Raw genomic sequence first — 18,507 nt, 5'->3', positions numbered from 1 at the left:
GCATCAGGCCTCGGCTTTGTAGTTGAAACCGATCGGGTGCGGCTGGTTGCGCGCCTTGGCCAGCTCGATCTGCTTCTGGCGGTCGATGGCGCTGCGCCGGGTCTTCTCGCTCAGGTTGTCCCAGCAATGCGGGCAGCTCACGCCTGGCGAATAGTGCTCGGACTCGCGGTCCTTCGCATCGACCGGGTGGCGGCAAGCGTGGCACTGGTCGTACTCGCCCTCACTCAGGTCATGACGCACGGTGACCCGGTTGTCGAAGACGAAGCAGTCGCCGTCCCACAGGCTTTCTTCCTGAGGTACTTCCTCGAAGTATTTCAGGATGCCGCCCTTGAGATGATAGACCGCTTCATAGCCCTCACCGAGCATGTAGCTCGAGGCTTTTTCGCAACGGATGCCACCGGTGCAGAACATGGCCACCTTCTTGTGCTTGCTGGGGTCGAAGTTGGCCTTGATGTATTCGGGGAACTCGCGGAAGGTCTCGGTCTTCGGGTCGATGGCGCCCTTGAAGGTGCCGATGGCCACTTCGTAGTCGTTGCGGGTGTCGATCAGCAGCACTTCAGGGTCGCTGATCAGGGCATTCCAGTCTTTCGGATCGACGTAGGTGCCCACTGCCTTGTTCGGGTCCACGCCCGGCACGCCGAGGGTGACGATCTCTTTCTTGAGCTTGACCTTGGTGCGGTAGAACGGCTGCTCGTCGCAGTACGACTCTTTATGGTCAACGTCCACCAGACGCGGGTCGTTGCGCAGCCAGGCCAGCAGCCCGTCGATGCCTTCACGGGTGGCCGACACGGTGCCGTTGATGCCTTCATGGGCCAGCAGCAGGGTGCCTTTGACGCCGTTTTCGAGCATGGCGTTGAGCAGCGGCTCGCGCAGCTCGAGGTAGTCTTCCAGGGTGACGAACTTGTACAGCGCCGCCACGACGATCGGTTGGCTCATTGCGTTGAATCTCCAGGTGGTTGCCCTCGTAAGGGGCGGACCGGGGTCTACAAGAACAAAGGGGCGGCTGCGCAGCCCATCGCCGGCAAGCCGGCTCCCACAGGTCGGGCGCATGCCTCAAGAGAGGCGCCGTACCTGTGGGAGCCGGCTTGCCGGCGATGGGCCGCACAGCGGCCCCCTAGGGAATGTCGCGAAGTGTACCAGAACGACGGAAAGGATTCAGTGCCCGCCGCCCGCACACACCGGCGAAGCCGGCGCACTGCCCACCTGCGCCCACTCGTCGGGGGTGTAGGTGTGAATGGCCAGGGCGTGAATCTCGCCCATCAGCTCAGCCATGGTGGCGTAGACCTTCTGGTGACGCTTGACGCTGTTCAGCCCGGCGAACTGCTCGCTGACCAGCACCGCCTTGTAGTGCGTCTCCTGGCCACGGCTGTGCATGTGGCTTTCGTTGAGCACTTCAAGGTGCGCGGTGCCCAGCGGCGCCAGTTGCTGTTCGATGCGTTGCTGCATGCTCATCGCGATGGGCTCACTTCTTGGCCGGGGCCTTGCCGGCGTTCGGGTCGAGTTCCTTGGTCATGTCGTCGAGCAGCTTGTTGACCACCGGTACCGCAGGCTCGAGGCTCTGCTGGGTGAGCTGGGCCGACTGCTGGGTGACCTTGGGCATTTCGCGCAGGACTTTCTTGCCCAGCGGCGACTCGTAGAACTTGACCAGGTCGTTCAGCTCGCCCTCGGTGAAGGTAGCGGTATACAGGTCGACCATCTTCGGCTTGAGCTTCTTCCAGCCGATGGCGTTGTCCAGGGCGGCGTTGGCCTTGGCCTGGTAGCTGTCGAGTACGGTTTTCTTGGAGGCCGGCGCCTTGGTCTGCTCGAAGCGCTGGGCGAACATCTGCTGGACCTGCATGTACACCGGCGTGCCCAGCTTGTCGGCGTTGGCCAGGGTCAGGAATTTCTCGGCGGCGGCATTGTGGCTGGGGGTGGCAGCGAGTACCTGGCCGCTGGCACAGACCAGGGCTACGGCGGCACAGAGGACACGGAGACGGGTCATTGCATTTCCTTCAAGAAAGGGAGGCGGGTACCTCAGAGTAGAGCATTCTGCGCTGTGATGGCGAAGTGCTCAAGGGCTACGACGAGCGTGGGAACCGCTTGGTCGAATCAGGGCCTAAACTGCGAATTCGGACTACAAAGGAGTGAGCGCAGCATGAGCCGTATCGAGACAGACAGCCTGGGCCCGGTGGAAGTTCCGGAGCACGCCTACTGGGGCGCGCAGACCCAGCGCTCGCTGATCAACTTCGCCATAGGCAAGGAACGCATGCCCCTCGCGGTGCTGCACGCCCTGGCGCTGGTCAAGAAAGCCGCGGCGCGGGTGAACGACCGCAACGGCGACCTGCCCGCCGACATCGCCCGGCTGATCGAGCAGGCCGCCGACGAAGTGCTCGACGGCGAGCACGACGATCAATTCCCGCTGGTGGTCTGGCAGACCGGCAGCGGCACCCAGAGCAACATGAACGTCAACGAGGTGATCGCCGGGCGCGCCAACGAGCTGGCCGGCAAAGGTCGTGGCGGCAAGGTGCCGGTCCACCCCAACGATCACGTCAACCGTTCGCAAAGCTCCAACGACTGCTTCCCCACCGCCATGCACATCGCCGCCGCCCAGGCCGTGCAGCACAAACTGCTGCCGGCCATCGCCGAGCTGTCATCCGGGCTGGCCGAGCTGTCGGCGCGCCACCAGAAGCTGGTCAAGACCGGCCGCACGCACATGATGGACGCCACACCGATCACTTTCGGCCAGGAAGTCTCGGCCTTCGTCGCCCAGCTCGACTATGCCCAGCGCGCCATCCGCGCCACCTTGCCGGCGGTCTGCGAGCTGGCCCAGGGCGGTACGGCGGTGGGCACCGGGCTCAACGCCCCGCATGGTTTTGCCGAGGCCATCGCCGCCGAGCTGGCAGCACTCTCCGGCCTGCCCTTCATCACCGCACCGAACAAGTTCGCCGCCCTCGCCGGCCACGAGCCGCTGACCAGCCTGGCAGGCGCGCTGAAAACCCTGGCGGTGGCGCTGATGAAGATTGCCAACGACCTGCGCCTGCTTGGTTCCGGACCGCGCGCGGGGCTGGCCGAAGTCCGCCTGCCGGCCAACGAGCCCGGCAGCTCGATCATGCCCGGCAAGGTCAACCCGACCCAGTGCGAGGCGCTGTCGATGCTGGCCTGCCAGGTGCTGGGCAACGACGCGGCAATCGGCTTTGCCGCAAGCCAGGGTCACCTGCAGTTGAACGTTTTCAAGCCGGTGATCATCCACAACCTGCTGCAGTCGATCGAGCTGCTGGCCGATGGCTGCAGCAACTTCCAGCAGCACTGCGTGGCCGGTATCGAGCCCGACGCCGAGCAGATGGCCGAGCACCTGGAGCGCGGGCTGATGCTGGTGACGGCGCTCAACCCGCACATCGGTTATGACAAGGCCGCGGAAATTGCCAAGAAGGCCTACAGCGAAGGCAAGACCCTGCGCGAGGCGGCACTGGAGTTGAAGTACCTGACCAACGAGCAGTTCGACCAGTGGGTAAGGCCGGAGAACATGCTGGCGCCAGGCGGCAAGGGCTGATCGATTGACCGCGCTGGCTTCATCGCCGGCAAGCCGGCTCCCACAGGGTTTCGCGTCCAATCTGTGGGAGCCGGCTTGCCGGCGATGAAGCCAGCACCGATGCTCAGTGAGCCTGCACTGTCCGCGCCCGCCGCGCCTTCCACCCCGCCACCAGCGATGGCCCCAACGCCACCAGCGCCGACCCCAGCACCACCGTCACCGCCCCGAGATACCCCAGCGCATTGATATCCTCGGCATGCACGTATTCCGGCCAGGCCCAGGCCGCGATCGCCACCGCAATGAAAGTGACCAAAGGCGTCAACGCCAAGGTCGCGCTCACCCGCGAGGCCTCCCAGTGCGCCAGGGCTTCGGCGAAGGCGCCATAGGCCACCAGCGTGTTGAGGCAGCACGCCAGCAGCAACCAACCCTGCAATGGGCTCAACTGCAGGGCCTCCAGTGGGTGTACCCAGGGCGTCAGCAGCAGGGCGCAGCCCAGGTACATCACCATCATCACCTGCTGCGAACCCCACACCGTCAGCAGTTGCTTCTGGCTCAGGGCGTAGAACACCCAGATGCTGGTGGCCAACAGGATGGTCAACACCCCGGTGGTGTAGGCACCCAACGAGGTCAGCAATTCTTCCAGGCGCTGGTTGAAGAACAGCCCGAAGCCCGCCAACAGCACCACCAGGCCAATGCCCTGCCCCAGGCTGAAGCGCTCCTTGAACACGAACACACTGGCCACCAGCAACAACACCGGCCCCAGTTGCACCACCAACTGCGCGGTACCGGGGCTGAGCAGCTTCAGGCCGATCAGGTACAGCACATAGTTACCCAGCAGCCCGCCGATGGCGACCAGCATCAGCAGTTTGCCCTTGCCGCCCAGCCGACCGAACGACGGCAGGCGTCGACGGGCCGCCAGCCAGGCGAACAGCAGCCCACCGGACACCGCAAGGCGGTACCAGGTGACGGTCACCGGGTCCATCACTTGCAGTACCTGCTTGAGCTTGATTGGCAAGATGCCCCATAGCAGCGCGGTCAACAGGGCGAGCAGCAGGCCGAAAACCCAACGGCCGGAAGTGATGTGCATGGTGTCCTCGATCAGGCCCGTGGTGGGGGTAACTGGATTCTAAGGGGTTGCGGCACAGGGCCGAGGACGGGTTGCGGGAAAAGAATTCATCAGGTCATTCCCGGGGGGCATGGTTGCCCCCCAGCGGCAAGCTACAAGCCACAAGCTTCAAGAATTGCGGCCCTGCGCCGAGCCGCTTTTACTTGAAACTTAAAGCTGGCACTTGCCGCTGATTCATTTCTTATGCCGGGCAAACGCCGCTTCCAGCGCCTCATTGATGGTGCGCAGCACCTTCACCCGCGCCCAGCGCTTGTCATTGGCCTCCACCAGCGTCCACGGCGCGATCTCGGTGCTGGTGCGGTCGACCATGTCGCCCACCGCTTCGCTGTAGAGGTCCCACTTGTCGCGGTTGCGCCAGTCTTCCTCGGTGATCTTGTAGCGTTTGAACGGGATCTGCTCGCGCTCCTCGAAACGCTCAAGCTGGGTCTGCTGGTCGATGGACAACCAGAACTTGACCACCACCACCCCGGCGTTGCGCAGTTGCTCCTCGAAGTCGTTGATCTCGCCATAGGCGCGCATCCAGTCGGCCGGGCTGCAGAAGCCCTCGACCCGCTCCACCAGCACCCGCCCGTACCAGGAGCGGTCGAAGATGGTGAACTTGCCGCGCGCCGGAATGTGCCGCCAGAAGCGCCACAGGTAAGGCTGGGCGCGCTCCTCCTCGGTGGGCGCGGCCACCGGCACGATCCGGTACTGCCGCGGGTCAAGCGCCGCCGCCACCCGGCGGATCGCCCCGCCCTTGCCCGCGGCGTCATTGCCTTCGAACACCGCCACCAGCGCATGCCGGCGCATGTGCTTGTTGCGCAGCAGGCCGGCCAGGCGCGCCTGCTCGGTAACCAGCTGTTCTTCGTAGTCGCGTTTGTCCAGGCGCAAGGTCAGGTCCAACGCCCCGAGCAGGCTCTTCTGGTCGATGGCGCGCCCGAGCGGCGCCACATTGCCCTGATGCTTGCCCTTGGGGTTGTTGGCCAGCGCAGCCTGCAGGCTTTCCAGCAGGATGCGCCCCACCGCCAGGCTGCGGTAATGCGGGTCGAAGCCCTCGACCACATGCCAGGGCGCATAGTCGCGGCTGGTGCGGCGCAGCACCCGCTCGCCGAAGCGCACGAAACGGTCGTAGGTTTCCGATTGCTGCCAGTCCAGCGGGCTGATCCGCCAGTTGTGCAGCGGGTCGTCCTTCAGCGCCTTGAGCCGCGCCTTCATCTGCTTCTTGGACAGGTGGAACCAGAACTTGATGATCAGCGCGCCTTCGTCGCACAGCATCTGCTCCAGGCGCTCGGCCCCGGCGATGGCCTGGTCGAGCACGGCGTCCTTGAACTGGCCATGCACCCGACCTTCGAGCATCTGGCTGTACCAGTTGCCGAAGAACACGCCCATGCGCCCTTTCGGCGGCAGGGCCCGCCAGTAGCGCCAGGCCGGCGGGCGGGCCAGCTCTTCGTCAGTCTGCTGGTCGAAGGTGCGCACCTCGATCAGGCGCGGATCCATCCACTCATTGAGCAGCTTGACCGTCTCGCCCTTGCCGGCGCCCTCGATGCCGTTGATCAGCACGATCACCGGGAAACGCCCCTGCTGCTTGAGGTCGTACTGGGCTTCGAGCAACGCCTCGCGCAGGGCGGGCACTTCGGCCTCGTAGGTGTCCTTGTCGATGCTGTGACCGATTTCCGCGGATTCGAACATGCTGGGCTCCTTCAATGGATCAGCTACAAGCTACAAGCTTCAAGCTGCAAGAAAAAGCGGCGCGTGCGACTATCCGCTTTTATCTTGCAGCTTGAAGCTTGCAACTTGCGGCTTAATACGACCATGTCTGACTCACCCCTCTCCCTGCATGCCCAGATCGACTGGGACGACCAGGGCCGCCCCCACTCGCGCCAATACGACGATGTATATTTCTCCAGGGAAGAAGGCATCGACGAAACCGTGCATGTGTTCATCGAGCAGAACCGCCTGCGTCAACGCTTCGCCGAACTGCCGCCACACGCCTGCCTGGTGATCGGCGAGACCGGCTTCGGCACCGGCATGAATTTTTTCTGTGCCTGGCAACTGTTCGACGAGCTGGCCCATGCCGATGCCCGCCTGCATTTCGTCAGTGTCGAGAAGTACCCGCTGACCCGTGACGACCTGGCGCGGGCCATGCAGCTGTGGCCACAGTTCGCGGCCTTCACCGGCCCGCTGCTCGAGCAGTACGTGGCCATCCACCCAGGCTTCCAGCAGTTCAGCCTCGATGGCGGCCGGGTGACCCTGACGCTGATGATCGGCGATGCCCTGGAGCAGTTGCCGCAGCTCGACGCGCGCATCGATGCCTGGTTCCTCGACGGCTTCGCCCCGGCGAAAAACCCGGACATGTGGACCCCCGAGCTGTTCGCCCAGCTGGCACGCCTGTCGCACGCCGGCACCACCCTCGGCACCTTCACCACCACCGGCTGGGTTCGCCGGTCGCTGGTCGAGGCCGGATTCACCATGAAGAAGGTGCCGGGGCTGGGCAAGAAATGGGAAGTGATGCATGGCCACTACAGCGCCGAACCGGCGGCCCTGCCCGCCCCCTGGTACGCCCGCCCGGCCGCACCACCCGGCCCGCGCGAAGCCCTGGTGATCGGCGCCGGCCTGGCCGGCAGTGCCACCGCCGCCAGCCTGGCCGCACGCGGCTGGCAAGTCAGCGTGCTGGAACGCCACGACGGCCCGGCGCAGGAAGCCTCGGGCAACCCGCAAGGCGTGCTCTACCTCAAGCTGTCCGCCCATGGCACGGCGCTGTCGCAGATGATCCTTGCCGGCTTTGGCTACACCCGCCGCTGGCTGCAGCGCCTGCAACGCGGCCAGGCCTGGGATGGCTGCGGGGTATTGCAACTGGCCTTCGACGACAAAGAGGCCGAGCGCCAGGCCAAACTGGCGGCTGCGTTCGACAGCAGCCTGCTGCGGGTGCTGGACCGCGACCAGGCCCAAGCCGTCGCCGGCGTTGCCCTGCCCGCTGGCGGCCTGTTCTACCCCGAAGGTGGCTGGGTGCACCCGCCCGCGCTGTGCCAGGCGCAACTCGGCCATCCGCGTATCCGCCTGCTGAGCCACGCCAATGTGCTCGAACTGCGCAAGGCCGATGGCCTGTGGCAGGCCTGGGACGGCGAACGCCTGCTGGCCAGCGCGCCGCTGGTGGTGCTGGCCGGTGCCGCCGAGGTACGCAACTTCCCGGCCTGCGCCGGGCTGCCGCTCAAGCGCATTCGCGGGCAGATCACCCGCTTGCCGGCCACCGAGGCCAGCCGGGCATTGCAAACGGTGGTGTGCGCCGAAGGCTATGTGGCGCCGCCACGAGGCGATGAGCACACCCTGGGCGCCAGCTTCGACTTCCACAGCCAGGGCACCACGCCCACCCTCGCCGAGCACAAGGGCAACCTGGCGCTGCTGGACGAGATTTCCACTGACCTGGCCGGGCGATTGGCCGTCGGCAAGCTCGCTGTCGAGCAACTGCAAGGTCGCGCGGCGTTCCGTTGCACCAGCCCGGATTACCTGCCCATCGTCGGGCCGGTGGCGGACACCGAGGCGTTCAATGAGGCCTATGCCGTGCTGGCCAGGGACGCGCGGCAGGTGCCGGATATCGCCTGCCCGTGGCTTGAGGGCCTGTATGTGAACAGCGGGCATGGCTCGCGTGGGTTGATCACCGCACCGCTGTCTGGGGAGCTGATTGCGGCGTGGGTCAGTGGTGAGCCGTTGCCGGTGCCCCGAGCAGTGGCCGAGGCCTGCCACCCGAACCGGTTCGCGTTGCGCCGGTTGATTCGCGGTAAATGACCAAAGCATCGCGGGGCAAGCCCGCTCCCACGTGGTTGCGTGGGAGCGGGCTTGCCCCGCGATGGCCACCCAGGCCATATAACAGATTGATCTAAAACTCTCACAACCCACCCCGGTCCCTACCTAAGTGCCCCGATTTTTGGGCACCTTCCCCAACGGCAAAACCGGTAAGGACTTATGTGCGGATTAGCAGGAGAGTTACGTTTCACCCCCTTCGACCAAGCCCCTCGCCCGGCGGACCTCGCCGCCGTGGAGCGCATCACCCACCACCTGGCGCCCCGCGGCCCGGACGCCTGGGGCTTCCATAGCCAGGGCCCGATCGCCCTCGGCCACCGCCGGCTGAAGATCATGGACCTGTCCGACAACTCGGCGCAGCCGATGGTCGACAACCCCCTCGGCCTGGCCCTGGCCTTCAACGGCGCCATCTACAACTTCCCCGAACTGCGCGAGGAACTGCAGGCGCTGGGCTACCGCTTCCACTCCGATGGCGACACCGAGGTGCTGCTCAAGGGCTACCACGCCTGGGGCGCAGCGCTGTTGCCCAAGCTCAACGGCATGTTCGCCCTGGCCATCTGGGAACGCGACAACCAGCGCCTGTTCCTGGCCCGCGACCGCCTCGGCGTCAAGCCGCTGTACCTGTCGCGCAACGGCGAACGCCTGCGCTTCGCCTCGACGCTGCCGGCGCTGCTCAAGGGCGGCGACATCGACCCTGTGCTCGACCCGGTGGCGCTCAACCACTACCTCAACTTCCACGCCGTGGTGCCGGCGCCGCGCACCCTGCTGGCCAACGTGCAGAAGCTCGAACCCGGCACCTGGATGCGCATCGACCGCCACGGCGAAGTCGAGCGTCAGACTTGGTGGCAACTGCACTACGGGGCCAACCCCGATGAGCAGGAACTGGACCTGGAGGCCTGGACCACCCGGGTGCTCGACGCCACCCGCGACGCCGTGGCGATCCGCCAGCGCGCGGCGGTGGACGTTGGCGTGCTGTTGTCCGGCGGAGTCGATTCGAGCCTGCTGGTCGGCCTGCTGCGTGAAGCCGGGGTCGACGATCTGTCGACCTTTTCCATCGGTTTCGAGGATGCCGGTGGCGAGCGCGGCGACGAATTCCAGTACTCCGACCTGATCGCCCGCCATTACGGCACCCGCCACCACCAGTTGCGCATCGCCGAGCACGAGATCATCGAGCAGTTGCCGGCGGCGTTCCGGGCCATGAGCGAGCCGATGGTCAGCCATGACTGCATCGCCTTCTATCTGTTGTCGCGGGAAGTGGCCAGGCACTGCAAGGGCGTGCAGAGCGGCCAGGGCGCCGACGAGCTGTTCGCCGGCTACCACTGGTACCCGCAGGTGGATGGCGCGCAGGACCCGTTCGCGGCCTACCGCGAAGCCTTCTTCGACCGCAGCCACGGCGAATACCGCGACACCGTGCAGGCCCCCTGGCTGCTGGACAACGACGCCGCTGGCGACTTCGTCCGCGAGCACTTCGCCCGCCCTGGTGCGCCGGACGCGGTGGACAAGGCGCTGCGCCTGGACAGCACGGTGATGCTGGTCGACGACCCGGTCAAACGGGTGGACAACATGACCATGGCCTGGGGCCTGGAGGCGCGCACCCCGTTCCTCGACTACCGCCTGGTCGAGCTGTCGGCGCGCATCCCGGCGCGCTTCAAGCTGCCCGATGGCGGCAAGCAGGTGCTCAAGCAGGCGGCACGGCGGGTCATCCCCCACGAAGTGATCGACCGCAAGAAGGGCTACTTCCCGGTGCCCGGGCTCAAGCACCTGGAGGGCGCGACCCTGGGCTGGGTGCGCGAGCTGCTGACCGACCCCAGCCAGGACCGCGGCCTGTTCAACCCGGCGATGCTCGACCGCCTGCTGAGCAACCCCCATGGCCAGCTCACCCCGCTGCGCGGCTCCAAGCTGTGGCAGCTGGCAGCGCTGAACCTGTGGCTCAGCGAACAAGGAATCTGATCGATGAAAGCCCACGAAATCGCCTATGGCCAGCGCCTGTTGCGCGGCCAGGCGCCGTCCTACGAACGCCTGCAGGCGCGCCTGGCCGGTGACGGCAGCGAACCCCACGACCAACCCCGCGCAGTGCACTGTGGCTGGGGCCGCCTGCTGATCGGGCACACCTACCCCGACCCGGCCAGCCTGGCCGACGCCCTGCTGCAAGAGCGTGCCGGCGAGCGCGACATCGCCCTGTACGTGGCCGCGCCGCAGCAGGTGCTGGCCCGGGCGCCGCAGCAGCTGTTCCTCGACCCGTCCGACACCCTGCGCCTGTGGTTCACCGACTACCGCCCGGCGCAGCGGGTGTTCCGTGGCTTTCGCATTCGCCGTGCGCAGAGCCCGGCGGACTGGCAGGCGGTCAACGCGCTGTACCAGGCCCGCGGCATGCTGGCGCTGGACCCCGACCTGCTGACCCCACACCACCTCGGTGGCCCGGTGTACTGGCTGGCCGAGGACGAAGACAGCCACGCGGTGATCGGCAGCGTCATGGGCCTGAACCACAACAAGGCCTTCGACGACCCCGAACACGGCAGCAGCCTGTGGTGCCTGGCGGTCGATCCACACTGCACCCGCCCCGGCGTCGGCGAGGTGCTGGTGCGCCACCTGATCGAGCACTTCATGAGCCGCGGGCTGGCCTGCCTCGACCTGTCGGTGCTGCACGACAACCGCCAGGCCAAGCGCCTGTACCAGAAGCTGGGGTTTCGTAACCTGCCGACCTTCGCGGTCAAGCGCAGGAACGGCATCAACCAGCCGCTGTTCCTGGGCCCCGGCCCCGAGGCCGGGCTCAACCCCTATGCGCGGATCATCGTCGATGAAGCGTTGCGCCGCGGCATCGAGGTGCAGGTGGACGATGCCGCCGCCGGGCTGTTCACCCTGTGCCTGGGCGGCCGACGCATCCGCTGCCGCGAGTCGCTCAGCGACCTGACCAGTGCCGTGAGTATGACCCTGTGCCAGGACAAGCGCCTGACCCGCCAGGTGCTGCACGACGCCGGCCTGCAGGTGCCGGCGCAGCAACTGGCGGGCAACGCCGACGACAATCTGGCGTTTCTCGACGAGCATGGCGCGGTGGTGGTCAAGCCGGTGGACGGTGAGCAAGGCCAGGGCGTGGCCGTGAACCTGACCTGCATCGACGACGTCGGCCAGGCGGTGGAACAAGCCCGGCGCTTCGACAGCCGCGTGTTGCTGGAAAGCTACCACCCGGGCAGCGACCTGCGCATCCTGGTGATCGGCTACGAGGTGGTGGCCGCGGCCATCCGCCACCCGGCCCAGGTGATCGGCGACGGCAAGCACAGCCTGCGCGCGCTGATCGAGGCCCAGAGCCGCCGGCGCCAGGCCGCCACCGGCGGCGAGAGCCGCATCCCGCTCGATGACGAGACCGAACGCACGCTCAAGGCGGCGGGCGTTGGCTACGACCATGTACTGCCGGCCGGCCAGCGCCTGGCCGTGCGACGCACCGCCAACCTGCATACCGGGGGGACGTTGGAAGACGTGACCGAACGCCTGCACCCGGTGCTGGCCGATGCCGCTGTGCGGGCTGCGCGGGCGCTGGAAATCCCGGTGGTGGGGCTCGACTTCATGGTGCGTGCTGCCGAGCAGCCGGATTACGTGATCATCGAGGCCAATGAACGCGCGGGGCTGGCCAACCATGAACCGCAGCCCACGGCTGAGCGCTTTGTCGATTTGCTGTTCGCCCATAGCCGCGCGCCGGCGTAAGCCTGCAAAGGCCTCTTCGCGGGTAAATCGCATCGGCGCACCGCCGCTCCCACAGGGACTTCGCCCTCCTTGAAGGCGGCGACGTACCTGTGGGAGCGGCGGTGCGCCGATGCGATTTACCCGCGAAGAGGCCGGCACAGGAACCAAGGAGTACTCATGACCGATCGACACCCCGAACCTGATCTCGACTACCTGAAGAAAGTCTTGCTGGAAATGCTCGCCATCCCCAGCCCCACCGGTTTCACCGACACCATCGTGCGCTATGTCGCCGAACGCCTGGACGAACTGGGCATCCCCTTCGAACTGACCCGTCGCGGCACCATCCGCGCCACGCTCAAGGGCCGGCAAAGCTCGCCGGACCGAGCCGTCAGCGCGCACCTGGACACCATCGGCGCCAGCGTGCGCCAGTTGCAGGACAACGGCCGGCTGGCGCTGGCGGCCGTGGGCTGCTGGTCGAGCCGCTTCGCCGAAGGCAGCCGGGTCAGCGTGTTCACCGATACCGGCGTATACCGCGGCAGCGTGCTGCCGCTGATGGCCAGCGGGCACGCCTTCAACACCGCCATCGACCAGATGCCGATCAGTTGGGAACACGTGGAAGTGCGCCTGGACGCCTACTGCACCACCCGCGCCGACTGCGAGGCGCTGGGCATAGCCATCGGTGATTTCGTCGCCTTCGACCCGCTGCCGGAGTTCACCGAAAGCGGCCATATCAGCGCCCGTCACCTGGACGACAAGGCCGGCGTGGCGGCGCTGCTGGCAGCGCTCAAGGCGGTGGTGGAAAGCGGCCGGCAGCCATTGATCGACTGCCACCCACTGTTCACCATCACCGAGGAAACCGGCTCGGGCGCTGCCGCCGCCCTGCCCTGGGATGTCAGCGAGTTCGTCGGTATCGACATCGCTCCGGTTGCCCCCGGCCAGGCCTCCAGCGAACATGCGGTGAGCGTGGCCATGCAGGACTCGTCCGGGCCCTACGACTACCACCTGTCGCGCCACCTGCTGAAGCTGGCTGGCGACCAGGGCCTGCCGGTGCGCCGCGACCTGTTCCGCTACTACTTCAGCGACGCTCATTCGGCGGTGACCGCCGGCCACGACATCCGCACCGCCCTGGTGGCCTTCGGTTGCGATGCCACCCACGGCTACGAGCGCACCCATATCGACAGCCTGGCGGCCCTCAGCCGGCTGCTCTGCGGCTACCTGTTGAGCCCGCCGGTGTTCGCCAGCGATTCGCAGCCGGCCAACGCCTCGCTGGAGCGCTTCAGCCACCAGCTGGAGCACGATGCACAGATGGAAAGCGACACCCGGGTGCCGGCGGTGGATAGCCTGGTGGGTAACAAAGGTTGAGGTTTTGTGATGTCTGCACGGGCCTCATCGCCGGCAAGCCGGCTCCCACATGGACCGCGCCATCCTTAATGTGGGAGCTGGCTTGCCAGCGATGAGGCCAGTGCAGGCAATACAAGACAGTTGCGCCCACTAAGTGGACTTGCACACCCACTGCCGGAGCGGCCAATGCGCATCGCACACCTTGCCCCGCCCTGCGCCACCCCGCACAATGTCAGGCCTTTCTGGCGTCAATCCGCAGGACCCTGCATGAAAATCAACAAACCCACCGCCATCGCCCGGCGCAACGAAGCGCTGGCCCGCCCGGTACTCGACAGCGACAACACCCTGTTCGCCATCCTCGACACCAAGCGCAACCTGTGGTGGTTCGAAGTGCCGGTGGCACTGCTGCGCAAAGGCCAGCCCGACTGGGTCAACCTGTTGCTGCACACCCCGGAAACCGACGAACTGCAGCACCTGAAGGTGCCGGTCAACTTCCTCCGTGCTCACCAGGAGCAGATGGAAGTACGCCACCCCGGCAAGCGCCGCTCCACCATCAGCCTGGCGCTGAGCGCCGACCGCGATTCGCTGCTGCGCGACACCCGCCCGGGTGGCGAGCAACTGGATTTCCGCACCTTCGTGCAGGCCTGATCAGGCCCGCTCGATCCGGTCGTCATGGATGACGATCTTGCCCTGCTTGAACAACGCGCCAATGGCCTTCTTGAAGTTGCCCTTGCTGACGTTGAACATCTGGCTGATCACCGCCGGGTCGCTCTTGTCGCACACCGGCAGCACGCCACCAGCCGCTTCCAGGCGCTGCATGATCTGCTCTTGCAGGCCGTCGGCCAGCGCTTCGCCCACCGGCTGCAGGCTCAGGGCGATCTTGCCGTCGTGGCGCACTTCCTTGATGAAACCCTTCTCGTGCATGCCTGAACGCAGGAACTTGAACACCTCGTTCTTGTGGATCAGGCCCCAGTGGCGGTTGTTGATGATCGCCTTGAAGCCCATCGGCGTTTCGCCGGCCACCAGCAGCTCGACCGGCTGGCCGACCTTGTAGTCGACCGGGGCGTTGTCCAGGTAGCGATCCAGCTTGGCGGTGGCGGTGATGCGGCGGGTGCGCTTGTCCAGGTAGGCGTGGACCACGCAGTAGTCGCCGATCTTCAGCGGCCGCGACTCTTCCGAGTACGGCATCAGCAGGTCCTTGGACAGGCCCCAGTCGAGGAAGATGCCCGCGCCGTTGATGTCCTTGACCTTGAGGCTGGCGAACTCGCCCACCTGCATTTTCGGCTTCTCGGTGGTGGCGATCAGCTGGTCTTCGCTGTCCAGGTAGATGAACACGTTGAGCCAGTCATCGAGTTCCAGCTCTGCGCCCTTGGGGAAGTAGCGCCGTGGCAGCAGGATTTCGCCATCGGCGCCGCCGTCCAGGTACAGGCCGAATTCCACGTGTTTCACGATTTGCAAACTGTTGTAGCGCCCAAGCAGAGCCATTTGTGAAGATCCTCAAGACAAGGCGGCTATTCTAGGGTTTGTACAAAAAGTCGTCGAGCGGCGATCAGGCAAGGCGAAAACAGGCGAGGAAGCGGAGTTTACGGGTTGTAAATGAGCATTCCGAGCCTGTTTTCAACGCAGCATGATCGTCGCGCAGACACTTTTCGTACAAAACCTAACACCTGACCCGCCCGGCCGTCCGAACGCACATGCGCCGGAACCGCCGCGCACCCTTTGCGTCTACCGCCTGGCCAGTCCCTGCAAGGATTCGCTCATGCCTGTACGCCTGACCAAAGCCCTGCTCATCGTCGTTGCCCTGGCCCTGGTGCTGGTAGCCTGCAACCGCATCGACCTGGCCTACCGCAACCTCGACCGCCTGGTGCCGTGGTCGCTGGGCGATTACCTGGACATGAACCGCGAACAGAAGCGCCTGCTCGACGAACGGCTCAAGGAACAACTGGCCTGGCACTGCAAGACCCAACTGCCCGGCTACCTCGACTGGCTCGACCGGGTGCAAGGGATGGTCGCCAGCGATAACGTTACCGATGCGACCCTGCAACAGCGCACTGCCGAGGCACGCCAGGCGATCGGGAGGGTCGCCGAGCAGATCACCCCCTCCGCCAGCGAGCTGCTGCGTGGCATGAGCGACGCCCAGGTGGCCGAGATGCGCCAGGCGTTTCGCCAGGACATCGACAAACGCCGGCAAGCCTATGCCCAGACGCCGTTGCCCAAACAGATCGAACAGCGTGCAACCCGCATGCAGAAGCGCCTTGAACCTTGGCTGGGAGAGCTCACCCCCGAACAGCGCTTGCGGGTATTGAGCTGGTCCCAGGCGCTGGGCGATCAGAACCGTGCAGCGATCGCCAACCGCGCCCATTGGCAGCAGCAGCTGGTGCTGGTGATGGACCAGCGTGCCTCGCCCGGCTTCGAGCCACGGCTGGCACAGCTGCTGCAGCGCAAGGAGAGTCTGTGGACGCCAGAATACCGAGCCGCGTTCCAGAATACCGAACTGCAAGCCCGCAGCCTGCTGGTGGACTTGATGAAACAAAGCAGCCCGCAACAGCGCACGTTCCTGCAACAACGCCTGGGCCAGGTACGGGCAGACTTCAGTGAGCTGAAGTGCCTGAAGACAGCCGCGTCCCGCTAGCGCATACCACGTTCTGCCCGTGCAATGTCGCAATCATGTACCGCAACCTGGGCCCTGGGGCTAGGCAGACTGCGTGTTGTGGCAACCGCCACGGTTACCTAACACGGCTTCCTAGAGGACAACCCATGAACGACCACACCACAAAAGCAGAGCGCAACCCATTCAACTCAGGCTCGCTTGAACACTTGCTCAGCACCATCCATGCGGACGGCACGGTGAACCTGCAGGAGTATCGCGCCATCGCCAGGGACGCCGATGAACGCATCGAGCGGCTGATCAACCTGCTCGGCACTCCAAACAGCAACCTCACCGCCTACATGAACGCCATGGACGTGACCATGCACCTGTTACAGCTGTCGGTTCTGCAAGCTATGAAAACCGAACTCAGCGACACAGGCGCAGCCATCGTGCGCGATGCGTTGATTGCACAAGTCGAATACCTGAAGGCAGGCGCCCATCTGCTGCTCAGAATGCTCTGACCCGCCGGCACTCTCACGGCTTGCGATCCCGGCGCCGATACGGAAACACATCGATCACCTTCCCCGCCCGGATCGCCTCCTGCAGCCCCTTCCAGTAATCGGCGTCATACAGCTCGCCATGCAAGCGGCTGAACAAACGCCGCTGGCCCATGTCGGCGAACAGGAACGGAGGGAACTCCTCGGGGAACACGTCGTGGGGGCCGATCGAATACCACGGCTCGCCGGACATTTCGTCCTCCGGATAGCGCGGTGGCGGGATATGGCGGAAGTTGACCTCGGTAAGGAAACAGATTTCGTCGTAGTCGTAGAACACCACCCGGCCATGACGGGTGACACCGAAGTTTTTCAGCAGCATGTCGCCCGGGAAGATATTGGCCGCCGCCAGTTGCTTGATCGCCAGCCCGTAATCCTCCAGCGCCTCCAGCACCTGCGCCTCGCTGGCATGCTCCAGGTACAGGTTGAGCGGGGTCATGCGCCGTTCGGTCCAGCAGTGGCGGATCAATACCGTGTCACCTTCGAGGGCCACGGTGGAGGGCGCAACCTCCAGCAGTTCGGCAAGGCATTCGGGGTCGAACTTGGCCTGGGGGAAGCGAAAATCGGCGAACTCCTGGGTATCGGCCATGCGCCCGACGCGATCGACGCTTTTCACCAAGCGGTACTTGTCGATCACCGTGGCACGGTCCACGGTCTTTGAGGGCGAAAAGCGGTCCTTGATGATCTTGAACACGGTGTTGAAGCCCGGCAGGGTGAACACGCTCATCACCATCCCCCGTACCCCCGGGGCCATGATGAAACGGTCATCGCTGCGCGCCAGGTGGCCGATCAGCGCGCGGTAGAACTCCGACTTGCCGTGTTTGTAGAAGCCGATCGAGGTGTACAGCTCGGCGATGTGCTTGCCCGGCAGGATGCGCTTGAGAAAGTTGACGAACTCCGCCGGTACCGGCACATCGACCATGAAGTACGAGCGGGTGAAGGAGAAGATGATCGACACCTCGGCCTCATCGGTGATCAGCGCGTCGGCCTCGATGCCATGCCCTTCGCGGTGCAGCAGCGGGATCACCAGCGGCCATTGCTCGTCGACGGTGTGCAGGCGCCCGACCAGGTAGGCGCCCTTGTTGCGGTACAGCACCGGGGTGAACAGCTCCACGGCCAGCGCCGGGTCCTTGCACACCCAGTCGGGCAGGCTCTCGCGCAGTTGCTGCTCCAGCCGTGTCAGGTCGCCCTCCAGATCGCCGTAGGGCTCGTTGAATGCATAATCGGCGAAGATCGCCCGCAACAACCCCTTCAGCCCACCCTGGAGCGGGTAAGTGCAGGTTTGCGCCGCGCGCTCGTGGCTGCGCATCGAAGGCCGGGTGGTGTGGATGAACATGCAACCGTCGCTGATCTGGTCATGGCTGAACAGGCTGCAGAACAGTGAGTTGTACCAGGTTTCGGACAGTTCATCGTCCAGGCGCGGGTCGATCAGGCGGATGTAAGCGCTCTTCACCAGCGGCCACTGCTCCACGTCCAGCAGCACCGGCGCCTGGAACCCTTGGCGCAACCTGCCGTTGGCCTCGGCGACCTTTTCTTCATAGAGGTTGATACGGGCCGCAGCCGCTTGCTGGATGTCCTGCCAGCGCGCCTGCTCGAAACGCTCGCGGGCGCCCAGGGTGATGCGGCGAAAATGCTCGCGGTAGTCGTCGAAGCCCTCGAGGATCACGCGGGCGATGTCGGCAGCGGGCCAGGGTTGGGTCATGCGCGGGGCCTCGAATCAAGGTGAGTTAAAGAGCTTAGTCGCCTGCAGGGTTTACGGAAGACCGTGCGGCCCATCGCGGGGCAAGCCCGCTCCCACGCGCTCCCGCGTGTGTGGTGTGTGGCGTGGGAGCGGGCTTGCCCCGCGATGGGCCGCACGCAATCACTGAGCAAGAAAGCACAAGAATCGCCAAGGCCCGTGACGTACACTCGCGCCCCTGCCCCACTGCCGGAG

15 protein-coding genes are annotated in these 18,507 nt (G+C 65.5%); 8 read left to right on the top strand and 7 right to left on the bottom strand.

Translation table 11 applies throughout. The annotated features are described in order from the left end of the window. Positions 1 to 3: 3 nt before the first annotated feature. The 3 genes from trhO to LOY51_RS07275 form a co-directional block, all read right to left on the bottom strand. The gene (trhO, locus tag LOY51_RS07285) at positions 4 to 936 is read right to left on the bottom strand and encodes an oxygen-dependent tRNA uridine(34) hydroxylase TrhO (protein ID WP_258645452.1); all 933 of its coding nucleotides are present in this window, start codon (positions 934 to 936) and stop codon (positions 4 to 6) included. Between the two features lie 219 nt (positions 937 to 1,155). Next, entirely contained in the window at positions 1,156 to 1,452 is a 297-nt protein-coding gene (locus tag LOY51_RS07280; protein WP_125857803.1) for a BolA family protein, read from the bottom strand. Positions 1,453 to 1,462: 10 nt separating this feature from the next. Then, entirely contained in the window at positions 1,463 to 1,981 is a 519-nt protein-coding gene (locus LOY51_RS07275) for a DUF2059 domain-containing protein (RefSeq protein WP_110992507.1), read from the bottom strand. A 153-nt stretch (positions 1,982 to 2,134) separates the two neighbouring features. On the opposite strand from LOY51_RS07275, the gene LOY51_RS07270 reads away from it, so the two are divergent. Beyond that, on the top strand, positions 2,135 to 3,529 hold the full coding sequence (locus tag LOY51_RS07270; RefSeq protein WP_125463091.1) for a class II fumarate hydratase: 1,395 nt from the start codon (positions 2,135 to 2,137) through the stop codon (positions 3,527 to 3,529). Between the two features lie 103 nt (positions 3,530 to 3,632). Here LOY51_RS07270 and LOY51_RS07265 read toward each other — a convergent pair whose 3' ends face one another. Beyond that, positions 3,633 to 4,595: a DMT family transporter gene (locus LOY51_RS07265; protein WP_125463090.1), complete on the bottom strand. Its 963-nt coding sequence runs from the start codon at positions 4,593 to 4,595 to the stop codon at positions 3,633 to 3,635. 213 nt (positions 4,596 to 4,808) lie between these two features. Next, positions 4,809 to 6,302: a polyphosphate:AMP phosphotransferase gene (pap, locus tag LOY51_RS07260; protein WP_125463089.1), complete on the bottom strand. Its 1,494-nt coding sequence runs from the start codon at positions 6,300 to 6,302 to the stop codon at positions 4,809 to 4,811. A 123-nt stretch (positions 6,303 to 6,425) separates the two neighbouring features. Here pap and mnmC point away from each other — a divergent pair, with 123 nt between their 5' ends. The 5 genes from mnmC (at position 6,426) to LOY51_RS07235 (ending at position 14,078) form a co-directional block, all read left to right on the top strand. Next, positions 6,426 to 8,396, top strand: a complete 1,971-nt coding sequence (gene mnmC, locus LOY51_RS07255) for a bifunctional tRNA (5-methylaminomethyl-2-thiouridine)(34)-methyltransferase MnmC2/FAD-dependent 5-carboxymethylaminomethyl-2-thiouridine(34) oxidoreductase MnmC1 (RefSeq protein WP_258645446.1) — start codon at positions 6,426 to 6,428, stop codon at positions 8,394 to 8,396. A gap of 177 nt (positions 8,397 to 8,573) precedes the next feature. Then, the gene (locus LOY51_RS07250) at positions 8,574 to 10,361 is read left to right on the top strand and encodes an N-acetylglutaminylglutamine amidotransferase (RefSeq protein ID WP_258645444.1); all 1,788 of its coding nucleotides are present in this window, start codon (positions 8,574 to 8,576) and stop codon (positions 10,359 to 10,361) included. 3 nt (positions 10,362 to 10,364) lie between these two features. Continuing rightward, entirely contained in the window at positions 10,365 to 12,110 is a 1,746-nt protein-coding gene (gene ngg, locus LOY51_RS07245; RefSeq protein ID WP_125857799.1) for an N-acetylglutaminylglutamine synthetase, read from the top strand. Between the two features lie 156 nt (positions 12,111 to 12,266). Then, positions 12,267 to 13,451, top strand: a complete 1,185-nt coding sequence (locus LOY51_RS07240) for an osmoprotectant NAGGN system M42 family peptidase (RefSeq protein ID WP_258645441.1) — start codon at positions 12,267 to 12,269, stop codon at positions 13,449 to 13,451. A 246-nt stretch (positions 13,452 to 13,697) separates the two neighbouring features. Beyond that, positions 13,698 to 14,078, top strand: a complete 381-nt coding sequence (locus tag LOY51_RS07235; RefSeq protein ID WP_125857797.1) for a hypothetical protein — start codon at positions 13,698 to 13,700, stop codon at positions 14,076 to 14,078. Here the strand turns inward: LOY51_RS07235 and LOY51_RS07230 are convergent, their stop codons facing one another. Continuing rightward, positions 14,079 to 14,915, bottom strand: coding sequence for a CvfB family protein (locus LOY51_RS07230; protein WP_110992498.1), 837 nt, complete (start codon positions 14,913 to 14,915; stop codon positions 14,079 to 14,081). Between the two features lie 274 nt (positions 14,916 to 15,189). Between LOY51_RS07230 and LOY51_RS07225 the strand changes: the two genes are divergently transcribed. Beyond that, positions 15,190 to 16,062, top strand: coding sequence for a DUF6279 family lipoprotein (locus tag LOY51_RS07225; RefSeq protein WP_125857796.1), 873 nt, complete (start codon positions 15,190 to 15,192; stop codon positions 16,060 to 16,062). A 125-nt stretch (positions 16,063 to 16,187) separates the two neighbouring features. After that, complete coding sequence (locus LOY51_RS07220; RefSeq protein WP_125857795.1) at positions 16,188 to 16,541, top strand: hypothetical protein; 354 nt, start codon at positions 16,188 to 16,190, stop codon at positions 16,539 to 16,541. Positions 16,542 to 16,554: 13 nt separating this feature from the next. On the opposite strand, the gene aceK is transcribed toward LOY51_RS07220, so the two are convergent. After that, on the bottom strand, positions 16,555 to 18,276 hold the full coding sequence (gene aceK / locus LOY51_RS07215) for a bifunctional isocitrate dehydrogenase kinase/phosphatase (protein ID WP_125857794.1): 1,722 nt from the start codon (positions 18,274 to 18,276) through the stop codon (positions 16,555 to 16,557). Positions 18,277 to 18,507 lie beyond the last annotated feature (231 nt).

The organism is Pseudomonas sichuanensis, assembly GCF_024749065.1.
In the GTDB taxonomy this organism is placed as follows: Bacteria; Pseudomonadota; Gammaproteobacteria; order Pseudomonadales; family Pseudomonadaceae; genus Aquipseudomonas; species Aquipseudomonas sichuanensis.
Note: the sequence above shows the minus strand (reverse complement) of the source record. Positions and strands in the feature narration are given on the sequence as shown.